18 protein-coding genes are annotated in these 18,600 nt (G+C 71.0%); 14 read left to right on the forward strand and 4 right to left on the reverse strand.

All coding sequences use genetic code 11. The features are described from left to right. Positions 1 to 9: 9 nt before the first annotated feature. From AC07DS_RS07295 to trpD, 4 genes are all read left to right on the forward strand, one after another. Positions 10 to 1,524: an anthranilate synthase component I family protein gene (locus AC07DS_RS07295; protein WP_479143445.1), complete on the forward strand. Its 1,515-nt coding sequence runs from the start codon at positions 10 to 12 to the stop codon at positions 1,522 to 1,524. After that, positions 1,521 to 2,108, forward strand: a complete 588-nt coding sequence (locus AC07DS_RS07300; RefSeq protein WP_479143447.1) for an anthranilate synthase component II — start codon at positions 1,521 to 1,523, stop codon at positions 2,106 to 2,108. The genes AC07DS_RS07295 and AC07DS_RS07300 overlap by 4 nt, the downstream gene beginning before the upstream one ends. Positions 2,109 to 2,345: 237 nt before the next feature. Continuing rightward, entirely contained in the window at positions 2,346 to 2,570 is a 225-nt protein-coding gene (locus AC07DS_RS07305; protein ID WP_479143449.1) for a hypothetical protein, read from the forward strand. A 42-nt stretch (positions 2,571 to 2,612) separates the two neighbouring features. Beyond that, complete coding sequence (trpD, locus tag AC07DS_RS07310) at positions 2,613 to 3,692, forward strand: anthranilate phosphoribosyltransferase (RefSeq protein WP_479143450.1); 1,080 nt, start codon at positions 2,613 to 2,615, stop codon at positions 3,690 to 3,692. Positions 3,693 to 3,841: 149 nt separating this feature from the next. Here trpD and AC07DS_RS07315 read toward each other — a convergent pair whose 3' ends face one another. The 3 genes from AC07DS_RS07315 to AC07DS_RS07325 all read right to left on the reverse strand — a co-directional run bounded on the left by AC07DS_RS07315 (position 3,842) and on the right by AC07DS_RS07325 (position 7,352). Then, on the reverse strand, positions 3,842 to 5,116 hold the full coding sequence (locus tag AC07DS_RS07315) for a cation:proton antiporter (protein WP_479143452.1): 1,275 nt from the start codon (positions 5,114 to 5,116) through the stop codon (positions 3,842 to 3,844). Next, the gene (locus AC07DS_RS07320) at positions 5,097 to 5,666 is read right to left on the reverse strand and encodes a flavin reductase family protein (protein ID WP_479143453.1); all 570 of its coding nucleotides are present in this window, start codon (positions 5,664 to 5,666) and stop codon (positions 5,097 to 5,099) included. The genes AC07DS_RS07315 and AC07DS_RS07320 overlap by 20 nt, the downstream gene beginning before the upstream one ends. 84 nt (positions 5,667 to 5,750) lie before the next feature. Then, positions 5,751 to 7,352 carry a tryptophan halogenase family protein gene (locus AC07DS_RS07325; RefSeq protein WP_479143455.1) on the reverse strand — a complete coding sequence of 534 codons (1,602 nt, stop codon included), beginning with the start codon at positions 7,350 to 7,352 and terminating at the stop codon, positions 5,751 to 5,753. A 311-nt stretch (positions 7,353 to 7,663) separates the two neighbouring features. Between AC07DS_RS07325 and sbnA the strand changes: the two genes are divergently transcribed. The 9 genes from sbnA to AC07DS_RS07370 all read left to right on the forward strand — a co-directional run bounded on the left by sbnA (position 7,664) and on the right by AC07DS_RS07370 (position 16,383). Beyond that, complete coding sequence (gene sbnA / locus AC07DS_RS07330; RefSeq protein ID WP_479143456.1) at positions 7,664 to 8,674, forward strand: 2,3-diaminopropionate biosynthesis protein SbnA; 1,011 nt, start codon at positions 7,664 to 7,666, stop codon at positions 8,672 to 8,674. A gap of 67 nt (positions 8,675 to 8,741) precedes the next feature. Next, on the forward strand, positions 8,742 to 9,005 hold the full coding sequence (locus AC07DS_RS07335) for an acyl carrier protein (protein ID WP_097252620.1): 264 nt from the start codon (positions 8,742 to 8,744) through the stop codon (positions 9,003 to 9,005). Further along, positions 9,002 to 10,240, forward strand: a complete 1,239-nt coding sequence (locus AC07DS_RS07340; protein ID WP_479143457.1) for a beta-ketoacyl-[acyl-carrier-protein] synthase family protein — start codon at positions 9,002 to 9,004, stop codon at positions 10,238 to 10,240. The genes AC07DS_RS07335 and AC07DS_RS07340 overlap by 4 nt, the downstream gene beginning before the upstream one ends. Before the next feature lie 118 nt (positions 10,241 to 10,358). Then, positions 10,359 to 11,453: a beta-ketoacyl synthase N-terminal-like domain-containing protein gene (locus AC07DS_RS07345; RefSeq protein WP_479143459.1), complete on the forward strand. Its 1,095-nt coding sequence runs from the start codon at positions 10,359 to 10,361 to the stop codon at positions 11,451 to 11,453. A 63-nt stretch (positions 11,454 to 11,516) separates the two neighbouring features. Beyond that, positions 11,517 to 12,260: a 3-oxoacyl-ACP reductase FabG gene (gene fabG, locus AC07DS_RS07350; RefSeq protein WP_145884397.1), complete on the forward strand. Its 744-nt coding sequence runs from the start codon at positions 11,517 to 11,519 to the stop codon at positions 12,258 to 12,260. A gap of 26 nt (positions 12,261 to 12,286) precedes the next feature. Beyond that, a complete protein-coding gene (locus AC07DS_RS07355; RefSeq protein WP_479143461.1) occupies positions 12,287 to 12,979 on the forward strand; it encodes a DsbA family protein in 693 nt (230 codons plus the stop codon). After that, positions 12,976 to 14,433, forward strand: coding sequence for a condensation domain-containing protein (locus tag AC07DS_RS07360; RefSeq protein WP_479143462.1), 1,458 nt, complete (start codon positions 12,976 to 12,978; stop codon positions 14,431 to 14,433). Before AC07DS_RS07355 ends, AC07DS_RS07360 begins: the two co-directional genes overlap by 4 nt. Further along, positions 14,430 to 15,605 carry an FAD-dependent monooxygenase gene (locus AC07DS_RS07365; RefSeq protein WP_479143464.1) on the forward strand — a complete coding sequence of 392 codons (1,176 nt, stop codon included), beginning with the start codon at positions 14,430 to 14,432 and terminating at the stop codon, positions 15,603 to 15,605. The genes AC07DS_RS07360 and AC07DS_RS07365 overlap by 4 nt, the downstream gene beginning before the upstream one ends. Positions 15,606 to 15,903: 298 nt before the next feature. Then, positions 15,904 to 16,383, forward strand: coding sequence for a hypothetical protein (locus AC07DS_RS07370; RefSeq protein WP_479143466.1), 480 nt, complete (start codon positions 15,904 to 15,906; stop codon positions 16,381 to 16,383). 17 nt (positions 16,384 to 16,400) lie between these two features. Here the strand turns inward: AC07DS_RS07370 and AC07DS_RS07375 are convergent, their stop codons facing one another. Next, positions 16,401 to 17,432: a NucA/NucB deoxyribonuclease domain-containing protein gene (locus tag AC07DS_RS07375; protein WP_479143467.1), complete on the reverse strand. Its 1,032-nt coding sequence runs from the start codon at positions 17,430 to 17,432 to the stop codon at positions 16,401 to 16,403. A 936-nt stretch (positions 17,433 to 18,368) separates the two neighbouring features. Here AC07DS_RS07375 and AC07DS_RS07380 point away from each other — a divergent pair. Continuing rightward, positions 18,369 to 18,593, forward strand: a complete 225-nt coding sequence (locus AC07DS_RS07380; protein WP_393468553.1) for an MbtH family protein — start codon at positions 18,369 to 18,371, stop codon at positions 18,591 to 18,593. Positions 18,594 to 18,600 lie beyond the last annotated feature (7 nt).

Consider the following 18,600-nt stretch of genomic DNA (forward strand, 5'->3'; position numbering starts at 1 on the left):
GCCCCACCCGTGACCACCCTGCTCGACCCACCGCCCCACGCGGCCGGCGCCCGGCGCCGGCCCGTTGCCGTCCGCGTCGACGAGACCCCGCTGCCCCCGCACGACCCGCTCGCCCTGTACGACACCCTGCGCGCACGCCTCGGTGACGGCGAGGTGTTCCTCCTGGAGAGCCTGGAGGCGCCCGAACAGGAGGGCGGGGACTCCCTCGTCGGCCACGGCCGGCTCGCCGAACTCCAGGTGCACGCCGACCGGGTCACCGTCGAAGGCATCGCCCCGGTCGTGGACGCGCTGCTCGCCGCCGCCGACGCCCTGGACCTCGCCCCGCTGCCGGGCGGGGCCCGGGCGCTCGCCTCCGACGACCAGGTGTGGGAGCTGCTGCGGGCCACCGAGCGCGCCTTCGCCGTCGAGACCGCGGTTCCCGCGGACACCTACGCCTTCGGGTTCCTCGCCACCGTCGGCTACGGTGCCGCCTGGCACATGGAGCGGCTGCCGCGGCGCACCGCCGACGGCGGACCCGACCTCGTGCTCACCCTGTTCCGCGAGGTCGTGCACTACGACGGCGCAGCCGGCACCGTCGCACTGCGCACCGCGCACAGCGAGGACTTCCCGCCCGCCGGTCCCGGCACGGTCGCGGCGGCCGTCGCCCGGCTGCGGCCGGTCCCCGGCGCCGTACCCGAAGCGCCCGCGCCGCACGCGGTGCACGACAGCATCGACGAGGAAACGTTTCTGGAGAACGTCGAACGCTGCCTCGGGCACATCCGGGTCGGGGACATCTACCAGATCCAGATCGGCCACCGCATCGACGTCACCACCGACCTGGCCCCGCTCGACGTCTACCGGCGGCTGAGGCACCGCAACCCGTCCCCGCACATGTACCTCGTGCCGCGCGGCGGGACCACCCTCGTCGGCGCCAGCCCCGAGGTGCTGTTCGCCACCCGCGGCGACCGGATCGTGATGCGGCCCATCGCCGGCACCACCCCGCGCAGCGGCGACCCGGCGGTCGACGGCCCCCGCATCGCCGCCCTGCGGGCCAGCGAGAAGGAGCGCGCCGAGCACGTGATGCTGGTCGACCTGTGCCGCAACGACATCGGCCGGGTGTCCCGGCCGGGCACGCTGGCCGTCGAGCGGCTGATGACGGTCGAGACGTACTCGCACGTCTTCCACCTGGTCTCCAGCGTCGAGGGGCGGCTCGCGCCCGGCGAGGACACCTGGTCCGCGCTGCGCGCCACCTTCCCGGCCGGCACGGTCACCGGCGCGCCGAAGATCCGCGCCATGGAGATCATCGAGGAGCTGGAGAGCGAGCCGCGGCGCATGTACGCCGGTGCCGTCGGCCTGGTCGACGTGCGCGGCTGGTCCCGGCTCGCGCTGTGCATCCGTACCGTCGCCCACGACGGGACGACGTACTCCACGCAGGCGTGCGCGGGCATCGTCGCCGACTCCGACCCGCGCGCGGAGTGGCGCGAGACGCTGCACAAGATGGGCGCCGCCTACTGGGCGCTGACCGGTGAGGAGCTGCTGCCGTGAACGTGCTGCTCGTGGACGCCTACGACAGTTTCACCCACATCATCGACCAGTACCTGCGCACCCTCGGCGCACGCACCGAGGTGGTGCGCTCCGGCACCCGCACGCCGGAGCAGCTGCTGTCCGGGGCGCCCGACGCGGTGGTTCTCGGACCGGGTCCCGGGCATCCGGCCGACTCCGGGCACGTGGAACTCGTGCACGCCTTCGCCGGGCGTGTGCCGCTGCTCGGCATCTGCCTGGGCCACCAGGCCATCGGGCTCGCCTACGGGGCCGAGGTGGCCGTCGCCGAGCGGCTCAAGCACGGCAAGACCAGCCCGGTCACCCATGACGGGGCCGGGGTGTTCACCGGGCTCGGCACCGAGGTCACCGCGACCCGGTACCACTCGCTGATCGTCGCCGAGCCGCTGCCCGAGGAGCTGACGGTGACCGCACGCGCCGTGGACGACGGATATGTCATGGGGCTCAGACACCGGCAACTGCCCGTCGAGGGCGTCCAGTTCCATCCCGAGTCGGTGACCACCCTCGGCGGGCTGCGGCTGCTGGAGAACTTCCTGAGGAGCGCGTCGACGGTGGAGCGGGTCGCTTGACGAGCGGAATTAACGGCACCGCGTGCGGAATTACCCGTACCGGTGCCGATTCCACTTCCGGGGTATCGGAATTTAATGGTCCGTATTCTCGGGGACCGCCTCTGACCTGCATGTATATCGTCGTTATCGCCGGGCGTGCGGGGGCGAAGCTCGGCCGATAATAAAGCGAAGCGGCACCCCCATAGCTTTCTTGCTGTCGGAACGAACCGCAGCAACGAAAACCCAACGGGAGACGAAATGCAGCTCGTCAAGACCGCTCGGAAGAACAAGCTCCAGGCTCTCGTCCTTGCCGCGCTGACCGCGGGCGCCGTTCTCACCGCGGTGGCGGGCGCCGACCACGCCGAGGCGCAGGAGCGGCCGGCCGCGGTCACCACCGCGGACGGGGTTCAGGCCGGCGTCGTGGTCTCCGGTGCCGGGGTCACCGTGACGCTGGGCACCGACGGCGTGGACCCCTGGAGCTAGGCCGGGGCGACGGGCCGAACCACGGACCGAAGGAGAGTACCTGTGAGCACAGGCACCGAGACGGAGCGGACGGAACGCTCCTGGCCCGCACTGCTCGGGTCCGTTCTGAACGGCCGTGACCTGTCCGGCGCGGACACCGCGTGGGTCATGGACCAGGTGATGCGGGGCAAGGCCCCGGACGCCCTGATCGCCGGCTTCCTGGTCGCCCTGCGCGCCAAGGGGGAGACGGTCGGCGAACTGGAAGGGCTCGTACGAGGGATGATGGCGCACGCCGTGCGCATCGACGTGCCGGGGAGGACCGTCGATGTGGTCGGTACCGGGGGAGACGGGGCGAACACCGTCAACATCTCCACCATGGCCGCGATCGTGGCGGCGGGCGCCGGGGTACGGGTCGTCAAGCACGGCAACCGGGCCGCGAGTTCGGCCTCGGGGTCGGCGGACGTACTGGAGCGGCTCGGCGTGAGTCTCAGGATTCCGCCGGGGCAGGTCGCAGCGGTGGCGGAGGAGGCCGGGATCACTTTCTGCTTCGCCCCCGACTTCCATCCGGCGATGCGGCACGCGGCCGGGGCACGGCGGGCGCTGGGTATTCCGACCGTTTTCAACGCCCTGGGGCCGCTGACCAATCCGGCGGCTCCCGCGGCACACGCGGTGGGAGTCTCCGACCCGCGGCTGCTGCCGCTGGTCGCCGGGGTGCTGGCGCGGCGGGGGGCCACCGCGCTGGTGTTCCGGGGCGACGACGGGCTGGACGAGCTGACGGTCACGACCACGTCCACCGTCTTCTCGGTGGCCGGGGGCCAGCTGCGGCAGGAGACCTTCGATCCGCGGGACGTCGGTGTCGCGCTCGCGCCGGTCGAGGCGCTGCGGGGTGGCGACGCCGTGCACAACGCGGAGGTTGCGCTGCGGGTGCTGGACGGTGAGCCCGGTCCCGTGCGGGACGCGGTGCTGCTGTCGGCGGCGGCTGCGCTTGCCGCCTCCGCGGAGGGTGGCGGTCGTACGGTGACCGAACGGATCGGGGCTGCACTGGGCCGGGCTGCCGAGGCTGTGGACTCAGGGGCGGCTCGGGCGACGCTGGAGCGGTGGATCGCGGCCACAGGAGACAGGGCGCTGGCGCCGGCCGCATGAGTGGGCCCCCGGGGTCGGTGTGACCGCCCCGGGGGCTTCGCTCCCAGACCCCCCTGTCGGCCCTGAACGGGCCTCGTCCTCAATCTCCCCCAGAGGGGGCACCCCCAGACGGGCTGGATCGTGCCGGCCGGTGCTGAGGGGCTCGGCCGTCACGCCGAAGGCACCGGCTCCGGCTTGGGGGTCGACTGGGCCGGCACGGGCATGCGACGGAACCAGGTGAGCGCAGGAGAAGTGATCGCCGTGGTGAGGAGGGCCATCAGGACCAGGATCGTGAACAGGGCAGGGCCGATCACGCCCAGCTGGAGGCCGAGGTTGAGGGCCACCAGCTCGGTCAGGCCGCGGCAGTTCATCAGCGCGCCGATGGACATCGCGTCCCGCCAGGTCTCGCCGGCCAGCCGGGCCGCGGCCGTGCTGCCGCCCCACTTGCCGAGAGCGGCCACCGCCAGCACCGCCGCCGCCCACAGCCACTGGGCGGAGTCACCGGTGAGCAGGGCGACGTCGGTCTTCAGGCCCGTGCTCACGAAGAACAGCGGCAGCAGCACCGGGACGGTGAACGCCCGCAGCCGGGCCGCGGAGATCTCGACGGTGCGCGAGCCGCGCGGGGTGACCACGCCGAACAGGAACGCGCCGAACAGGGCGTGGATGCCGATCCGGTCGGTGACGAAGGCCGACAGGCACAGGCCGCTGAACAGCACCACCAGGACGGTGGACTCCACCGCCCGCGAGGCCCGTTCGGCGGCCCTCGCCAGCAGCGGCCGTACGACCAGCAGCATCACCGCGAGGAACACCACCGACCACAGCGCCGTCATGGCCGCGTCCTGCAGGGAGCCGCTCGCGCCGACCGCCGCCACCACCGCCAGCAGGCACCAGGCGGTCACGTCGTCGACGGCCGCGCAGGCCATCGCCAGCGAGCCCAGCCGGGTGGTGTACATGCCGCGGTCGGTGAGGATGCGGGCCAGCACCGGGAACGCGGTGATGCTCATCGACACCGCGATGAACAGGACGAACGGCAGCCGGCCCACGCCCTCGGGGGCGAAGGTCCCGTACATGCCGAGCGCGAGGAGCGAACCGAGCGCCAGCGGCAGCGCGATGCTGGCCTGAGAGACGACCACCGCGGAGCGGCCGTGGCCGCGCAGCGCCGAGAGGTCCAGCTCCAGGCCGACCAGGAACATGAAGGCCAGCAGCCCCAGATTCCCCAGCGCGCCGACGTACGGCAGCACTTCGGGCGGGAAGAGCCAGTGCTGGACCGACGGTGAGAGCCAGCCGAGCAGGGACGGGCCGAGCAGGATGCCCAGCGTGATCTCGCCGATCACCGGGGGCTGGCCCAGCCGCCGGAACAGGCTCGCGCCGGCCCGGCAGGCGGCGATGACCACCGGTACCGCGATCAGCAGGTCCGGCAGCGGGTCAAAGACGGGTGCCGACACGGGCTTCTCCTTCGAGTGGGACCGACACCTCGGCCAGCGGGCTCGTCGCCACCGACCAGCGGGCGTACCGGCGGCGGCCGTACAGCAGGGGCTCGCCCGCGTCCGCGAGCGTGACTCCGGTGACCCGGCCGAAGACGGCCGTGTGGTCGCCGACCTCGACCGCCTGCGTGATCTCGCAGTCCGCGACGGCCAGCGCCGCACCGGTCAGATGGGGGCCGCCGGCGCCCAGGGGCAGCCGCCACTCGGCGCGTTCGAAGCGGTCGGCGTTGCCGGAGCCGAACAGGTCGGAGACGTCGCGGGCCCGCTCGTCCAGGAGGTTGACGGCGAACCGGCCGCTCTCCAGGGCAGCCTGCAGGGTCGGCCCCGCGGTGCGCAGGCAGACCACCAGGGTCGCCGGGTCGAGGGCCACGCTCGCCAGTGAGCTGCAGGTCATCCCGCGCGGGACGGAGTCGGCGCCGAGCGCCGTGACGACGGAGACCCCGGACGGGAAGCAGGACATCAGCGGGCGTATGTCGGTGTTGCCGGACGACGTGCTCAGGGATGTGCTCATGCAGGAGGACTCCTGTCCGTGAGAGGCCGGCGGTGCCGCGCCGCCGGGAGCGACGGGCACCGCCGTGCGGTGCTGGACCTGGGCCTACTTGCCGTGCAGCTGGCGCAGGTAGTCGTAGGTGCTGGGGAGGGTCTGCAGCAGGTGCTCCTGCTGCTGCCGTACCTGCTCGAACAGCGGCTCGGCGCCCGCCACGGACTCCGGCTTGTGGGCGAGGGCCGGCAGCGGGGTGTCGGGTTCCAGGCCGAGGCCGGCGAAGATGCAGTAGTAGCTGCCGTTGGTCCAGAAGTTCCGGAACTCCGCCTCGAAATTGCCGTAGTACGTGGACTCGTCGGCGATGGGCGAATTGATCGGCAGGCCCGCCTTGTAGGCCTCGATCTTCTTCTGGATGTTCTCCGGCAGCGTCAGCTCCTTCTGGGCCCGCCAGAACGGGCTGTCGTTGCGCGGGGCGTAGTAGAAGTGGGCCTGGATGAAGTCGCGGGTGTCGTCGAACATCACCTCGATCTCGTTGTTGAAACTGTCGACGAGCGCCGGGTTGAAGGTGCGGTCCGGGAAATGCTTCGCGAGCTGGTAGATGGCGGCGGTGATGAAGTAGATGCCGGTCGACTCCAGCGGCTCGAGGAAGCAGGAGGCGAGGCCGATGCTCACCACGTTGTTGACCCAGGCGCGACGGTTGCGGCCGACCCGGAAACGGACGTGGTTGAACTTGGTCTCGGCCGGGTCCAGATTCCACATTTCGCAGAATTCCTGGGTCGCCTCGTCCTGCGAGGTGAACTTGCTGGAGTAGACGTAGCCGGAGCCGAAGCGGCCCAGCATCGGGATCTTCCAGGCCCAGCCGGAGGACATCGCGATGGCGGAGGTGTACGGCTCCACGCCGTTCGCCTCGTCGTCGTGCGGGACGGCGGTGGCGACCGCGCTGTCGCACATGAGGTGGTCGCTCATGTCCAGGAACGGCTCGCCCAGGGCCTTGTTGATCAGCAGCCCGCGGAAGCCCGAGCAGTCCACGAACAGGTCCGCGTCCAGCACCCGCCCGGACTTGCAGTGCAGCGCGGTGACGTACCCGCGCTCGTCCTGCTCGACCCGCACCATCTCGTCCTGGACGTGCTCGACGCCCTGCTTGTCGGTGGCGAACCGGCGCAGGAAGTCGGCGACCAGCGCCGCGTCGAAGTGCCAGGCGTAGCGGGTGGAGGGGGTGCCGTCGAGCCACTTCGGGGAGAGATTGGCGTCCATCACCGGGGGTTCGCGGAAGCACGAGTAGTCGAACGGCTCGTCCGTGCGGCCCTCGTGCTTGTTCTTGAACCAGTAGTGCGACAACGGCGTGCTGTCGTGGTCCGGCAGGATGCCGAACGGGTGGTAGAAGTGGTCCGGCCGGCCGTCGTCCAGCGTGCGGGCCCCGGGCTCACCGCGGCCCGGCGTGCGCCAGTTGACGAAGCGCACCGCCATCTTGAAACTGGCGTTGCACTCCCGCATCCACTCCTCCTCGGGTATCCCGAGATAGTCGAAGAGCACGCGGTGCAGATTGGGAACGGTGGCCTCGCCCACGCCGATCCGGGGAATGGCGGGAGCCTCCAGCACCTGGATGTCCACGGTGCCCTGCAGCGCCTTGCCCAGATAGGCAGCGGTCATCCAGCCGGCCGTACCGCCGCCGAGAATGACGACCTTACGGATACGCGAGTCGGTATCGGTCATATGCGGGGCTCTCTCTCCTGGTCGGGTGGGTCGGGAGCACATTCGTCCCGACGCTGTCGAGCGATTCCACGCCAGATTCGGAGGGCCGGCTATGCCACTTCTATAGATGGCTGGAATCTCTGCTTGAGCAGCCTTGTATGGGTGAGGTATAGGCAGCCCGGCGATTGTCGGTTGGCATAGAAAACCGCCCCGCAACTCCCAGCAGAGGATGGCTGCATCAGATGCCGTACGAAGACGGGAATGCCGTTGCCCCGGGGCCGGGCGGACTCCCCGGCACTCCGCCGGCCGGACTCAAGGGAATCCTTTCCGCGGTGGGGGGAACCCCGCTGATCGAGCTGGAACGGCTCGTCCCGGGATTCCCCGGCAGGCTGTTGGCCAAAGCCGAACGGTTCAACCCCGGCGGCAGTGTCAAGGACCGCTCCGCGCTCGGCATGGTGCTGGGCCGGATCCGCTCCGGGGAGCTCGTGCCCGGCCGCTCCACGGTGATCGAGTCCAGCTCCGGCAACCTCGCGATCGGACTCGCCCAGATCTGCGGGTACTTCGGACTGCGCCTCGTCTGCGTGGTCGACGCCCGCACCACCCAGCAGAACATCGCGATCCTGCGCGCCTACGGCGCCGAGGTCGAAGTGGTCCGCGATCCGGACCCGGTCACCGGTGAACTGCTGCCCGCGCGGCTGCGCCGGGTGGCCGAACTGCTGGCCGAAACCCCCGACTCGTACTGGCCCGACCAGTACGCCAACCCCCTCAACCGGCAGGCGCACCTGACCACCATGCGGGAGATCGCCGAGGCGCTCGACGGACAGGTGGACCACCTGGTCCTGGCCGCCGGCACCGGCGGCACCCTGGGCGGCTGCGCCGAATACATCCGGCAGGCGGGACTCGCCACCACCGTGCACGCCGTCGACGCCGTCGGCAGTGTGCTGTTCGGGCCGACCGCGAGCTGCAAGCGGCTGGTGCCCGGGCACGGTGCCTCGGTACGGCCCAAGCTGCTGCGCACCGCGGACGCCGACCACGTCATCCACGTCACCGACCTGGACTGCGTGGTGGGCTGCCGACGGCTGGTGCGGCGCGAGGCGATCCTCGCCGGCGGCTCCTCCGGTGCGGTCGTGGCCGCGCTGGAGAGCGTCCTGCCCCACGTCGAACCGGGCGCGAACGTCGTGCTGATCCTGCCCGACGGCGGCGACCGCTACCTGGACACGATCTACGACGACGCCTGGGTACGGCGTCACTTCGGCGCGGTCTCCCACCTCTGGGACGACGGCACCGTGTTCCCCCAACCCGCCGGGAACACTAGCGAGTTGGCCGATATAGGGCATCGATAGCCGGCCCGCCCAGCATGGTCGGCATCGACCACGGAACCCCCTTTCATCCCGTTTACGGAGGCATCCCATGACCACGCAGATCCCCGCCCTGGACGAGACCGAGCAGAGCCAGATCAAGGACATCGTCTGCGACATCCTCGAGCTGGAGCTCGACGAGGTCACCGACACCAGCCTGTTCAAGGAGGAGCACGACGCCGACTCGCTGCGCACCATCGAGATCCTGGCCTCCCTGGAGCGCACCTTCGGCATCACCCTGAAGCAGTCCGAGCTGAGCCGCATGGTCAACCTCGCCGGCGTCTACGCCGTGGTCGCCGAGGCCAAGGCCCAGTGACCGGCGCCCGGCACCGGGTGGTCGTCACCGGCCTCGGGGTGGTGACCAGCATCGGCACCGGAGTGGACGCGTTCGCCGCGGGCCTGCGGGCCGGGCGCAGCGGCGCGAAGCCCATCACCGCCTTCGACACCACCGGCTTCGCCTACTCCAACGCCTGCGAGATCACCGACTTCGACCCCGAGGCCTGGATCACCGAGCAGTCCCCGGACGACCTCGGCCGCGCCGCCCAGTTCGCGGTCGCCGCGAGCCGGATGGCGGTGGCCGACGCCGGTCTCACCGAGGAGCAGGTGCGCGAGGTCCGGTCGCTGGTCTCCGTCGGCACCACCGACGGCGAGTCCCGCGACCTGGACCACCTCACCGGGCTGCAGGTCAACGGCGGCGACGACGTGCTCGACGCCGTGGTGGCCCGCCGGGTGTGGCCCGGCCGGCTGTCCGCCGGGATCGTGCGCGAACTCGGCCTGGAGGACGTGGAGACGGTCACCGTCCCCACCGCCTGCGCCGCCGGCAACTACGCCGTCGGATACGGCTACGACGCGATCAGCTCCGGCGACGTCGAGATGGCGCTGTGCGGGGGCGCGGACGCGCTGTGCCGCAAGACCTTCACCGGCTTCTACCGCCTCGGCACCATCGCACCCGACGTGTGCCGCCCCTTCGACGCCGACCGGCAGGGCATCCTGACCGGCGAGGGCGCCGGCATCCTGCTCATGGAGTCGCTGGAGTCCGCGCTGGCCCGCGGTGCCCGCATCTACGCCGAGGTGCTCGGCTACGGGCTGTCCTGCGACGCCAGCCACCCCGTCGCCCCGGACCGCGACTCGATCGCCCGCTGCATCACGGCCGCGCACCGCAACGCCGGAATCGAGGCGGCCGACGTCGACTTCATCTCGGCGCACGGCACCGGCACCAAGGCCAACGACGTCACCGAGGTCGGCGCGATCCGGCAGGTGTTCGGCGCGGAACTGCCGCGCACCGTCTCCATCAAGTCGATGATCGGGCACACCATGGGCGCCGCCAGCGCCCTCGCCTCGGCGGCCTGTGCACTCGCCCTGCGCGACGGCTTCATCCCGCCCACCGTCAACCACCGCACCACCGACCCCGAGTGCGCGGTCGACTGCGTGCCCAACGAGGCCGTAGCGGCGGACCTGAGGGTCGTGCAGAACAACGGCCTCGCCTTCGGCGGCAACAACGCGGTGCTGGTGCTCGGCCGGTGGGACACACCCGCGCCGGCCGCGGCCTGAGACGGACGGTCCGAGACAGACCTCCGGAGACAGACGGGCTGAGACAGACCGCCTGAGACAGACCGCCTGAGACAGACGCAGCACACCGACACACGACGACAGAGGGGAGTGGGACGCCATGGCAGCCGAAACGGGCGCGCCGCCGGCGGAGCTGGTGATATCGGGCTGGGCCGTGTCCTCGCCGTACGGACTGGGCAGGACCGCCTTCGCCGGGGGCCTCGCGTCCGGACGGCGTGCGATCGCCCCGCTGGACGGCGCCGACTGGCCGGTGCCGTACGAGGAGGCCGGGCTGATCCCCGGCTTCGACATCAAGGCGGTACTGGGCCGCAAGGGCACCCGTTCCATGGACCGGGTCACCGGCATCGCGGCCGCCACGGTCGGGATGCTCCTCGCGGAGTACGGGACCGGGCTCGCCGCCGACCCGGAGTCGACCGGGCTGGTCCTCGGCACCTCCGGCAGCGTGCAGTCGATCATGGACTTCACGCGGGACGCCCTCACCGGTGACAAGCCCTACCTCGTCGACCCGGCACGCTTCCCCAACACCGTCATGAACTGCCCCACCGGGCAGAGCGCCATCCGGCACACCCTCAAGGGCCCCAACGTCACCGTCTCCGGCGGCGCGGCGACCGCGCTGCTCTCGCTGCAGTACGCCTCCCGGCTGCTGCGCGGCGGGCACGGCAGGGCGCTGCTGGCGGGCGCGGCCGAGGAGTTCTCCGTGCAGCGCGCCCGCCTGGAGCGGGTCGCCGACCACGGGGGCGCCGCACCGCAGCCGCTCGGCGAGGGCGCCGCGCTGTTCCTGCTGGAGGACGCGGCGGACGCCCGGGAGTCCGGCCGTCCGGTCCTCGCCGCCGTCCTCGGCTCCCGCTTCCGCGCCTTCCAGGACACCTCGCGGGCCGGTACGGCACTGGAGCGCTGTGTCGCCGACGTGCTGGCCGCCGCGGGCGCCGCCCCGGACGACGTGGAGCTGATCGCGCCCGGCACCCCGCCCGGACTGCTCGGCAAGCAGGAGGAGTCCGCCCTGGACGGCCTCACCGGCAACCGGCTGCCCGTCCGCTCCCTGGTCGGTGACGCCGGCGCCGCCTCCGCCGCCTTCCAGCTCGCCGCCGTCCTCGCCGAGGCGGAGGCCGACCCGCGCCTGGTGGACCGGCTGACGCTGGTCACCGCCGTCGACCGCGACGGCACCGCGGGCGCGGTGCTGCTGCGCCTGGCCTGACGGCCGTAACCCCCGGCACTTCCGTAACCAACGGTCCGAACTTCCTAGGAGAGAGGCAAGTCCATGTCCGACACACCGAGGCCGGTGGCGCTCGTCACCGGTGGATCGCGCGGTATCGGGCGGGCCGTCGTGGAGACGCTGGCCCGGGACGGCTACGACGTGGCGCTGTGTTTCCAGTCCAACGAACAGGCGGGCGAGCTGGCCGCGAAGGCGGCCGAAGCGCACGGCGCGCGGACCCTGGCGCGCCGGGTCGACGTGACCGACCGGGCCGCCGTGGCGGACTTCGTGCAGCAGACCGAGGACCGGCTCGGCCCGGTCGACGTCCTGGTCACCGCGGCCGGCATCGTCCGGGACGGCCATCTGGCGATGATGGCCGACGAGGACTGGGACGCCGTCCTGCGCACCAACCTCGACGGCACGTACCACTTCGTCAAGGCGCTCGCCTTCCCCATGATGAAGCGCCGCCGCGGCACGGTGATCACGCTCTCCTCGGTCGCGGCGGAGGGCCATGCCACCCAGGCCAACTACTCCGCGTCCAAGGCCGGGATCATCGGCCTCACCAAGGCCTTCGCCAAGGAGGCCGGCCGGTCCGGCATCCGCGCCAACGTGGTCGCCCCCGGCTTCATCGGCACCGACATGACCGGCGGGCTCTCCGAGAAACACGTCAAGGAGATGACCCGCCGCATCCCGCTGGGCCGCTTCGGCGAGCCGCAGGAGGTCGCCGAACTGGTGTCGTTCCTGGCGGGCGAGCGCGCCTCGTACATCACCGGACAGGTCTTCGCCATCGACGGCGGCCTGGTCGTCTGACCACGGCACCACGGAAGGAATCAGCCATGCCACGCGCCGCCCGGCCGCCGCGGTTCTACTTCAACCTGCGCAGCCCCTACAACTTCTTCGCCCTGCGCGCGCTGCGCGCCCACCGCCCCGACCTGCTCGACCGGCTGGAGTGGCGGCCCTTCTGGGAGCCCGACGAGACCAGCCAGAAGCTGCTCGCCGAGGCCGGGGCCGAGTTCCCGTACACGCCCATGTCCCGGGCCAAGCAGTTCTACATCCTGCGTGACGTGCGCCGCCTGGCCACCGCGCGCGGACTGGAGCTGACCTGGCCGGTGGACGCCGAGCCGTGGTGGGAGCCCGCGCACCTGACCTGGTTCGTCGCCGAGCGGCACGGCCTCGGCCAGGCCTGGGTCGAGCGGGCCGGCCGGGCCCGCTGGCTGGAGGGCCGCGACCTGTGCGACCCGGCCACGGTCGCCGAACTCGCCGCCGAACTCGGCTTCGAGGCCGCCGACACCGACGACCCCGAGCTGCGCGCCCAGGGCGCCGAGGCGCTGCTGGACGTCGTACGCGACGGCGTGTTCGGGGTGCCGTACTTCATCAACGGCTCGGAGCCCTACTGGGGTCTGGACCGGGTGGCCGACTTCGTCGCCTCCTTCGACCGGCCGGGGGAGGAGACCGACCCCGACGCCGCCGACCTGTCCGTCGTCGCGGGCCGCGCCTCCGACCTGAGCCACGCGGGAGGCTGCGGATGAGCACCGCCGTACGCGCGCTGCCGCTCACCACGATCCAGGAGTCGATGTGGACGGCGTACCGCATCGCCCCGGACAGCGCCGCCTACAACATCGTGATGCCGCTCAGGCTGCGCGGCCGGGTCGACCCCGCCGCCATGGACGCGGCCGTCGCCTCGGTCGGCGAGCGGCAGGAACTGCTGCGCTCCGTCTTCGCCGAGCAGGACGGCCGCCCGGTCCGGGTCGTCGCCGAACAGCCCATGATCCGGCTGGAGTTCCGTGACCTGGAGGGCGCCGACGAGACCCTGCTGTTCCAGGCCGCCGAGGAGGCCGGAGCCCGCCCCTTCCGGCTGGAGGCGGGCACCTTCCGGGTCGTCCTGCTGCGGCGCACCGACGACGACTGGGCGCTGGTCACCTCCGCCCACCACATCGTCAGCGACTTCACCTCGCGCTGGCTGCTGGTCCGTGACGTGCTGGACGCCTACGCGGCGCACGCCACCGGCACCGCACCCGCCTGGCGCCCGCTGACCTCCTCCTACAGCGAGTACGCGGCCGAGGAACTGCGCTTCACCGCCTCCGAAGCGGGCGTGCGGGCCGCCGAGGAGTGGCGGGCCGCGGTGAGCGGTTCGGCCCCCGCCGAACTGCCCCTGGACCGGCCCCGGCCGCGGGTGCGGTCCCTGCGCGGCGGCACGGTCGTACGACGGCTCGCGCCGGAGTCGGCCGACGGGCTCGGCCCGGCCGCCAACGCGGCGGGCGTGACCCCGTTCGCGTATCTGCTCTCCGTGTTCCAGGCCCTCACCCACCGCTGGAGCGGCCAGGACGACTTCCTGCTCGGCGTGCCCGCCTCGGCGCGCTCCGGACGTGGTCAGCGGGACCTGATCGGCTGCTTCCTCAACACCATGCCGGTGCGGGCCGAGTTCGGCCCCGACACCACGTTCCGGTCCGCGGCCGGGCAGGCGGGGGAGCGGATCATGCGGGGCATGCTCGGGGTGCGCTACCCCTGCGGGCTCGCCTTCCCGGACACGGTGCTGTTCCGGGCCGCGCTGTTCCTGGTCCAGATGGACCGCATGCAGCCGCCCGTGCCCAACGTCCCGCCGGGCGAGGCCGTCGGCCCGGCCATCTCCTGCGCAGGCCTCGACATCGCCCTCATCGACGTACCGCAGCAGGAGGGCCAGCTCGACCTGCTGCTGCGCATCGAGCAGACCCCCGACGGCGTCACCGTCGTCTTCTCCTACGACACCGACGTGCTGGACCGGACGAGCGTGGAGCGGCTCGCGGACGGCTACGAGCGGCTGCTCGCGGCCGCCGTGCAGGACCCGGACACGCGGATCTCGGACGTGGAACTGGCCGGCGCCGCCGACCTGGACGCCCTCCTCGCGCTGGGCGACTCCGGCACCTACGACGACTTCGCCTTCGACGAGTCGTACGACTCCTTCGACTCCTTCGACTCCTTCGAGAACGCCTGGGACCACCGATGATGACGACCACCACGATCGCGGTGACCGGTGCCGGAATCGGCGGACTCGCCGCCGCCGCGGCCCTGCACCAGCGGGGCATCGACGTGCACGTCTACGAGCGCGGCGACACCCTGCGCGAGCAGGGCGTCGGCATGCACCTGGGACCCAACGGCACCCGGCTGCTGCACCGGCTCGGACTGGCCGGTGAACTGGAGCGGGCCGCGGTACGGCCCGAGGCACTTCAGGTGCGGGCCTTCCACGACGGCTCCGTCGTGGCCCGGCAGGAGATGGGCGCGGCCTGGGAGCGTGCGTTCGGCGCGCCCTATCTCACCGTGCACCGCGGCGACCTGCACCGGATGCTGGCCTCCCTGCTGCCCGCCTCGCGGGTGCACACCGGGCGCGAGCTGGTGGCGTACGAGGAGAGCCGCAAGGGCGTCACCCTGCGCTTCGCCGACGGCACCGCGACCCGGGCCTCCGCGCTGGTGGGCGCGGACGGGGTGCACTCGGTGGTGCGGCGCTCGCTCGCCGGGGACGAACAGCCCCTCTACTCGGGCAACAGCGCGCTGCGCGGTCTGGTGGACGCGGCCGACGTGCCCGGGCTCGACCCCACGCAGATGTACATGTTCGCGGGGCCGACGGCACGCGTGCTGGTCTACCCGGTCGGCGGCGGGCGGCAGTTCACCTACGTCGTGGTCGCGCCGGCACCGGAGGGCCACGCCGAGTCCTGGACCAGCGCAGCGGAGCGCGCCGACCTCGACGCCGCGCTCGCCGGATGGGCGCCGCAGGTGCGCGGGATCGTCGCGGCGGCACGGGACGTGCGGCGCTGGGCGCTGTACGACCGGGAGCCGCTGCGGCGCTGGAGCACCGCCCGCACCACGCTCCTCGGCGACGCGGCCCACCCGATGCTGCCGCACCACGGGCAGGGCGCCAACCAGGCCGTGGAGGACGGCGTCGCGCTCGCCGTCTGCCTCGCCGAGGCGGAGCCCGGCGGCGACGGGATCGCCGCCGCGCTGGCCCGCTACGAGGCCGTGCGCCGTCCGCACACCACCCGCGTGCAACTGGGCTCGCGGGACGGTGCGGGACGCGGCCCCGGCAAGGGCGTGCGGGACCAGGCCGCCGACGTGTCCTGGATCCTGGCGCACGACGTGGAGCGGAGCCTGTACGAGGAGGTGTCCGGGGAGAACGCCGCCTGACTGTTCCTCTTCAGGACGTGTCGCCGCTCGTCACCTGAGAGCAGGAGGCCCCGTCCGTCTGCCACGCGGGAAGCAGACGGACGGGGCCGCTTGCGGATGGGGCAACGGGGCGGTGGATCGGCGGGACGGTCACCGCTCTTGGATGCAGATCGGCAGCTGCCGCGCGAGCGACGACGCCCGGCCGCGAGAGGCTGATCGGCCAGAATCATCTGCTATCCGGCCATCAAAACAGATGGCGACTGGGCTACAGGTTGCCTCGGATATCTTCTCGGCGAGGGTCCGTACGCGAGGAGGTCTGATGGCTGAGCAGGTCGGGCGACTGGTTGTGCCGGTGCGCGTAGAGTTCTACGGTTGGGCGCTTCAAGACTGGGACGACGATTACGTACCCGACACTTTCCCGGACGGATTTGACGCCGGTGAGTTCCTCGTGGCCCGTCCAGGACGTCTGGATTTCACGAGTGCCGGCCACACCCACAAGGCGGATGTCACTGTCGAGGAGTGGGATGCTGAGCCTCCTGCCCCAAGTTCCCCCGCACCATCCGGTGAATGGGACGAGGTTGCCGAGGCTACGATCCGGTGCGAATCCGGGAAACTTCGCGCCTGGAGCATGGGCGGCCCGATGATCGACGACGATGAAATCGAGTTGTCGAAGAAGCCTGTCACCTGGGCGGTTCGAGCCGCGTGCGCGGGCCGCAAAGAAGTGGCTGAGCTCGCGCAACACAGCGTTCCGCATGACGTCGAGCGCTACGTCATCCAGTTCTGGCCGGTGGCGCCCTAGAGCCGTGGAGGATCCCTCTACGACGTGATCTTGACCATGAACCCGTCGTCAGGGCCATCGATGATGCGGTTCAACTTGTAGTACTGGCTGAGAAGGATGCCGGCGGCGCCGTTACTGTCCCTTGGGACTGGCATGACGCTGAAGTTGAGTGGATCCTGGCGTGGGTTGTACACGGATCCGGCTGCACCCTCGTACGTGGACGCGAAGGGGAACTCGTCGCATTCCTTCTTCCCGCCCTGAGAGTAGTTCCGCCCCCAGTACTTGGTGCAGTTGTAGACCGCTCGGTTGCGGTTCTTCTCCCGTCGCTTGTCATCCCAGTAGAGACGGGTCAGAGGGGCGCTGGGCGTCTCCCCGGGGAGCTTCTTCCTGCTGAACGGGGGTTTGGTCTGTCCGGGCTTCGTGTAGGCCTTCTTGATGTGCGAGGCAACTTCTCGTTCGGGAGCACTCCTGGCAGTGCTGTACTTCAGCGACGTGAGCACGCTGAATACAGCTGCGCCGGATGACTTCGGCAGGTAGGTGGCCTGGTCCCAGCGGGGCGGCAGCATGAAGATGTCGCCGCCGGCGCCAGGGCTGATGACCCATCCGGGCGGGGCCGCCAGCTTGATGTTGGGCTGGTAGACGGCCGTGATCATCCGGGTCTTGGGGCCCAGCGTCCCCGCCTGTCCGGAAGGAACGTTGACTGTCTGGTGGTTCGTCCGCCCGTCCAGCAGCTGCTGCCACGTCTGCGCTTTGGGGAAACGGTCACCCCCCTTGGTGATCCGAACCCTGGACGGCCAGGTCTTGGGTATCGACGCGTTGGTGGTGATACCCAGCCCCCGCGCATCGTTCACACCCGCAGCCACGAAACCGGCGTAGTAGTACGTAGCGGTCATGGCTCGGCTGTCCTTGGGGATGGTGCCGACCACGTACACGGTGAACTGGCTGGTCCCTGCTGGATCCCCGTCCACGATCCACACCTGGTTGAACGTGTGGCCCGAGCAGACGGCGAACCGGGACTTGACGTAGAACGGCGACGCGCCCAGGTGGCTGATGCACTCCTGCAGCCCCATGCTGTGGGAAGGCTCCGGGAGGGAGGCGGCGGATGTTTTCCCGCGCCCGGTGTCCGCCGGCTGAGCAGATTCCACTTTTGCTCGCGGCGCGAAGGATCGAGCCTTGCCGATCGTCTCGCGCGGAAGAACTGGAAGCGAGGACTCCTTGTGCTGTACAGCCTGAAGTCGACGCATTCCATCGGGACCCTGCAGCTGGGAGAGTGTCAGGGGTGCAGTCCCGACGGGCTGTACGTATGTTTCCATTCGCTGGGTGTGCTGACCCTCCTCCGCTTGTGCAGAAGATAGAGGGGTCAGCAGTGATATGGCCGCTGCGACTGAAAGGCCCGTCGCCATACGGCGTTTCGAACCCAGGGTGAACCGTCTCACGCAAAAGCCCCCGCTTCATTTGGATCCGGATGTCGCCTGGTCGAGGCCAGGACTACCTGTATGAGCATCGTCAAGGCAATGCTCGAACACCTGAACTGGCGAATCAGTGACGGAGTTTGGCCAGGAATCTGCTTTGTCGGGCTTCTGTCGGTTTGCGCCTCACTGAACCCGATATGCGAGTCTTCGCCGTTGCATTGAATTGAGATCTTCAACGGTTGGAGGCCGAAGCCTGCCGCGACCGGTTCGCCGACATCCGGGGCGCCCGAATGTGCCGTAGGGCTTTCGCGTTGTCGAGGTCTCGGGCAACGACAGCGCCGACGGGCCCGGAGGGGGTGCGGCGGGGGACGCCGATCCAGTCCGCCCAGCAGTGGTCGTCCCTGGTGAGCGTCTCGCCGATGTCGAACGCGATGGTCTCGATCAGTGGGGAAGCCTACGGCTCTCGAGGGCGGGCACCAGTGGCTGCTCAACCCCGGAAGGGGACGTGCCGGGTCGCATATAGACGCTCAATACGCCCCTGATAGCGCCGAGTTCAACCATGGGCCACACCTGACGACACAGAAGGGACGTCCCATGGCCGAACAGACGACCGACGACGCCGTGTACCGCGTGGTGCTCAACGACGAGGAGCAGTACTCGATCTGGTGGGCCGACCGTCCGCTGCCGGCCGGCTGGCACGCCGAGGGCACCGAGGGCTCCCGTGAGGAGTGCCTGGCGCGCATCGACACCGTGTGGACCGACATGCGCCCCCTGAGCCTGCGCCGCCGTATGGCCGAGGCCGAGTCGACGGCGGCCTGAGCCGCCG

It is taken from the genome of Streptomyces sp. NPDC044064 (genome assembly GCF_056434245.1).

Excerpts from the sequence above, each read along its gene's own strand:
- AC07DS_RS07345 (WP_479143459.1), top strand. The coding sequence starts at position 10,359 with ATGGCAGCCGAAACGGGCGCGCCGCCGGCGGAGCTGGTGATATCGGGC.
- AC07DS_RS07355 (WP_479143461.1), top strand. The coding sequence starts at position 12,287 with ATGCCACGCGCCGCCCGGCCGCCGCGGTTCTACTTCAACCTGCGCAGC.
- AC07DS_RS07360 (WP_479143462.1), top strand. The coding sequence starts at position 12,976 with ATGAGCACCGCCGTACGCGCGCTGCCGCTCACCACGATCCAGGAGTCG.
- AC07DS_RS07365 (WP_479143464.1), top strand. The coding sequence starts at position 14,430 with ATGATGACGACCACCACGATCGCGGTGACCGGTGCCGGAATCGGCGGA.
- AC07DS_RS07320 (WP_479143453.1), bottom strand. The coding sequence starts at position 5,666 with ATGAGCACATCCCTGAGCACGTCGTCCGGCAACACCGACATACGCCCG.
- AC07DS_RS07370 (WP_479143466.1), top strand. The coding sequence starts at position 15,904 with ATGGCTGAGCAGGTCGGGCGACTGGTTGTGCCGGTGCGCGTAGAGTTC.
- fabG (WP_145884397.1), top strand. The coding sequence starts at position 11,517 with ATGTCCGACACACCGAGGCCGGTGGCGCTCGTCACCGGTGGATCGCGC.
- AC07DS_RS07380 (WP_393468553.1), top strand. The coding sequence starts at position 18,369 with ATGGCCGAACAGACGACCGACGACGCCGTGTACCGCGTGGTGCTCAAC.
- AC07DS_RS07305 (WP_479143449.1), top strand. The coding sequence starts at position 2,346 with ATGCAGCTCGTCAAGACCGCTCGGAAGAACAAGCTCCAGGCTCTCGTC.
- AC07DS_RS07335 (WP_097252620.1), top strand. The coding sequence starts at position 8,742 with ATGACCACGCAGATCCCCGCCCTGGACGAGACCGAGCAGAGCCAGATC.
- AC07DS_RS07375 (WP_479143467.1), bottom strand. The coding sequence starts at position 17,432 with ATGGGGCTGCAGGAGTGCATCAGCCACCTGGGCGCGTCGCCGTTCTAC.
- AC07DS_RS07325 (WP_479143455.1), bottom strand. The coding sequence starts at position 7,352 with ATGACCGATACCGACTCGCGTATCCGTAAGGTCGTCATTCTCGGCGGC.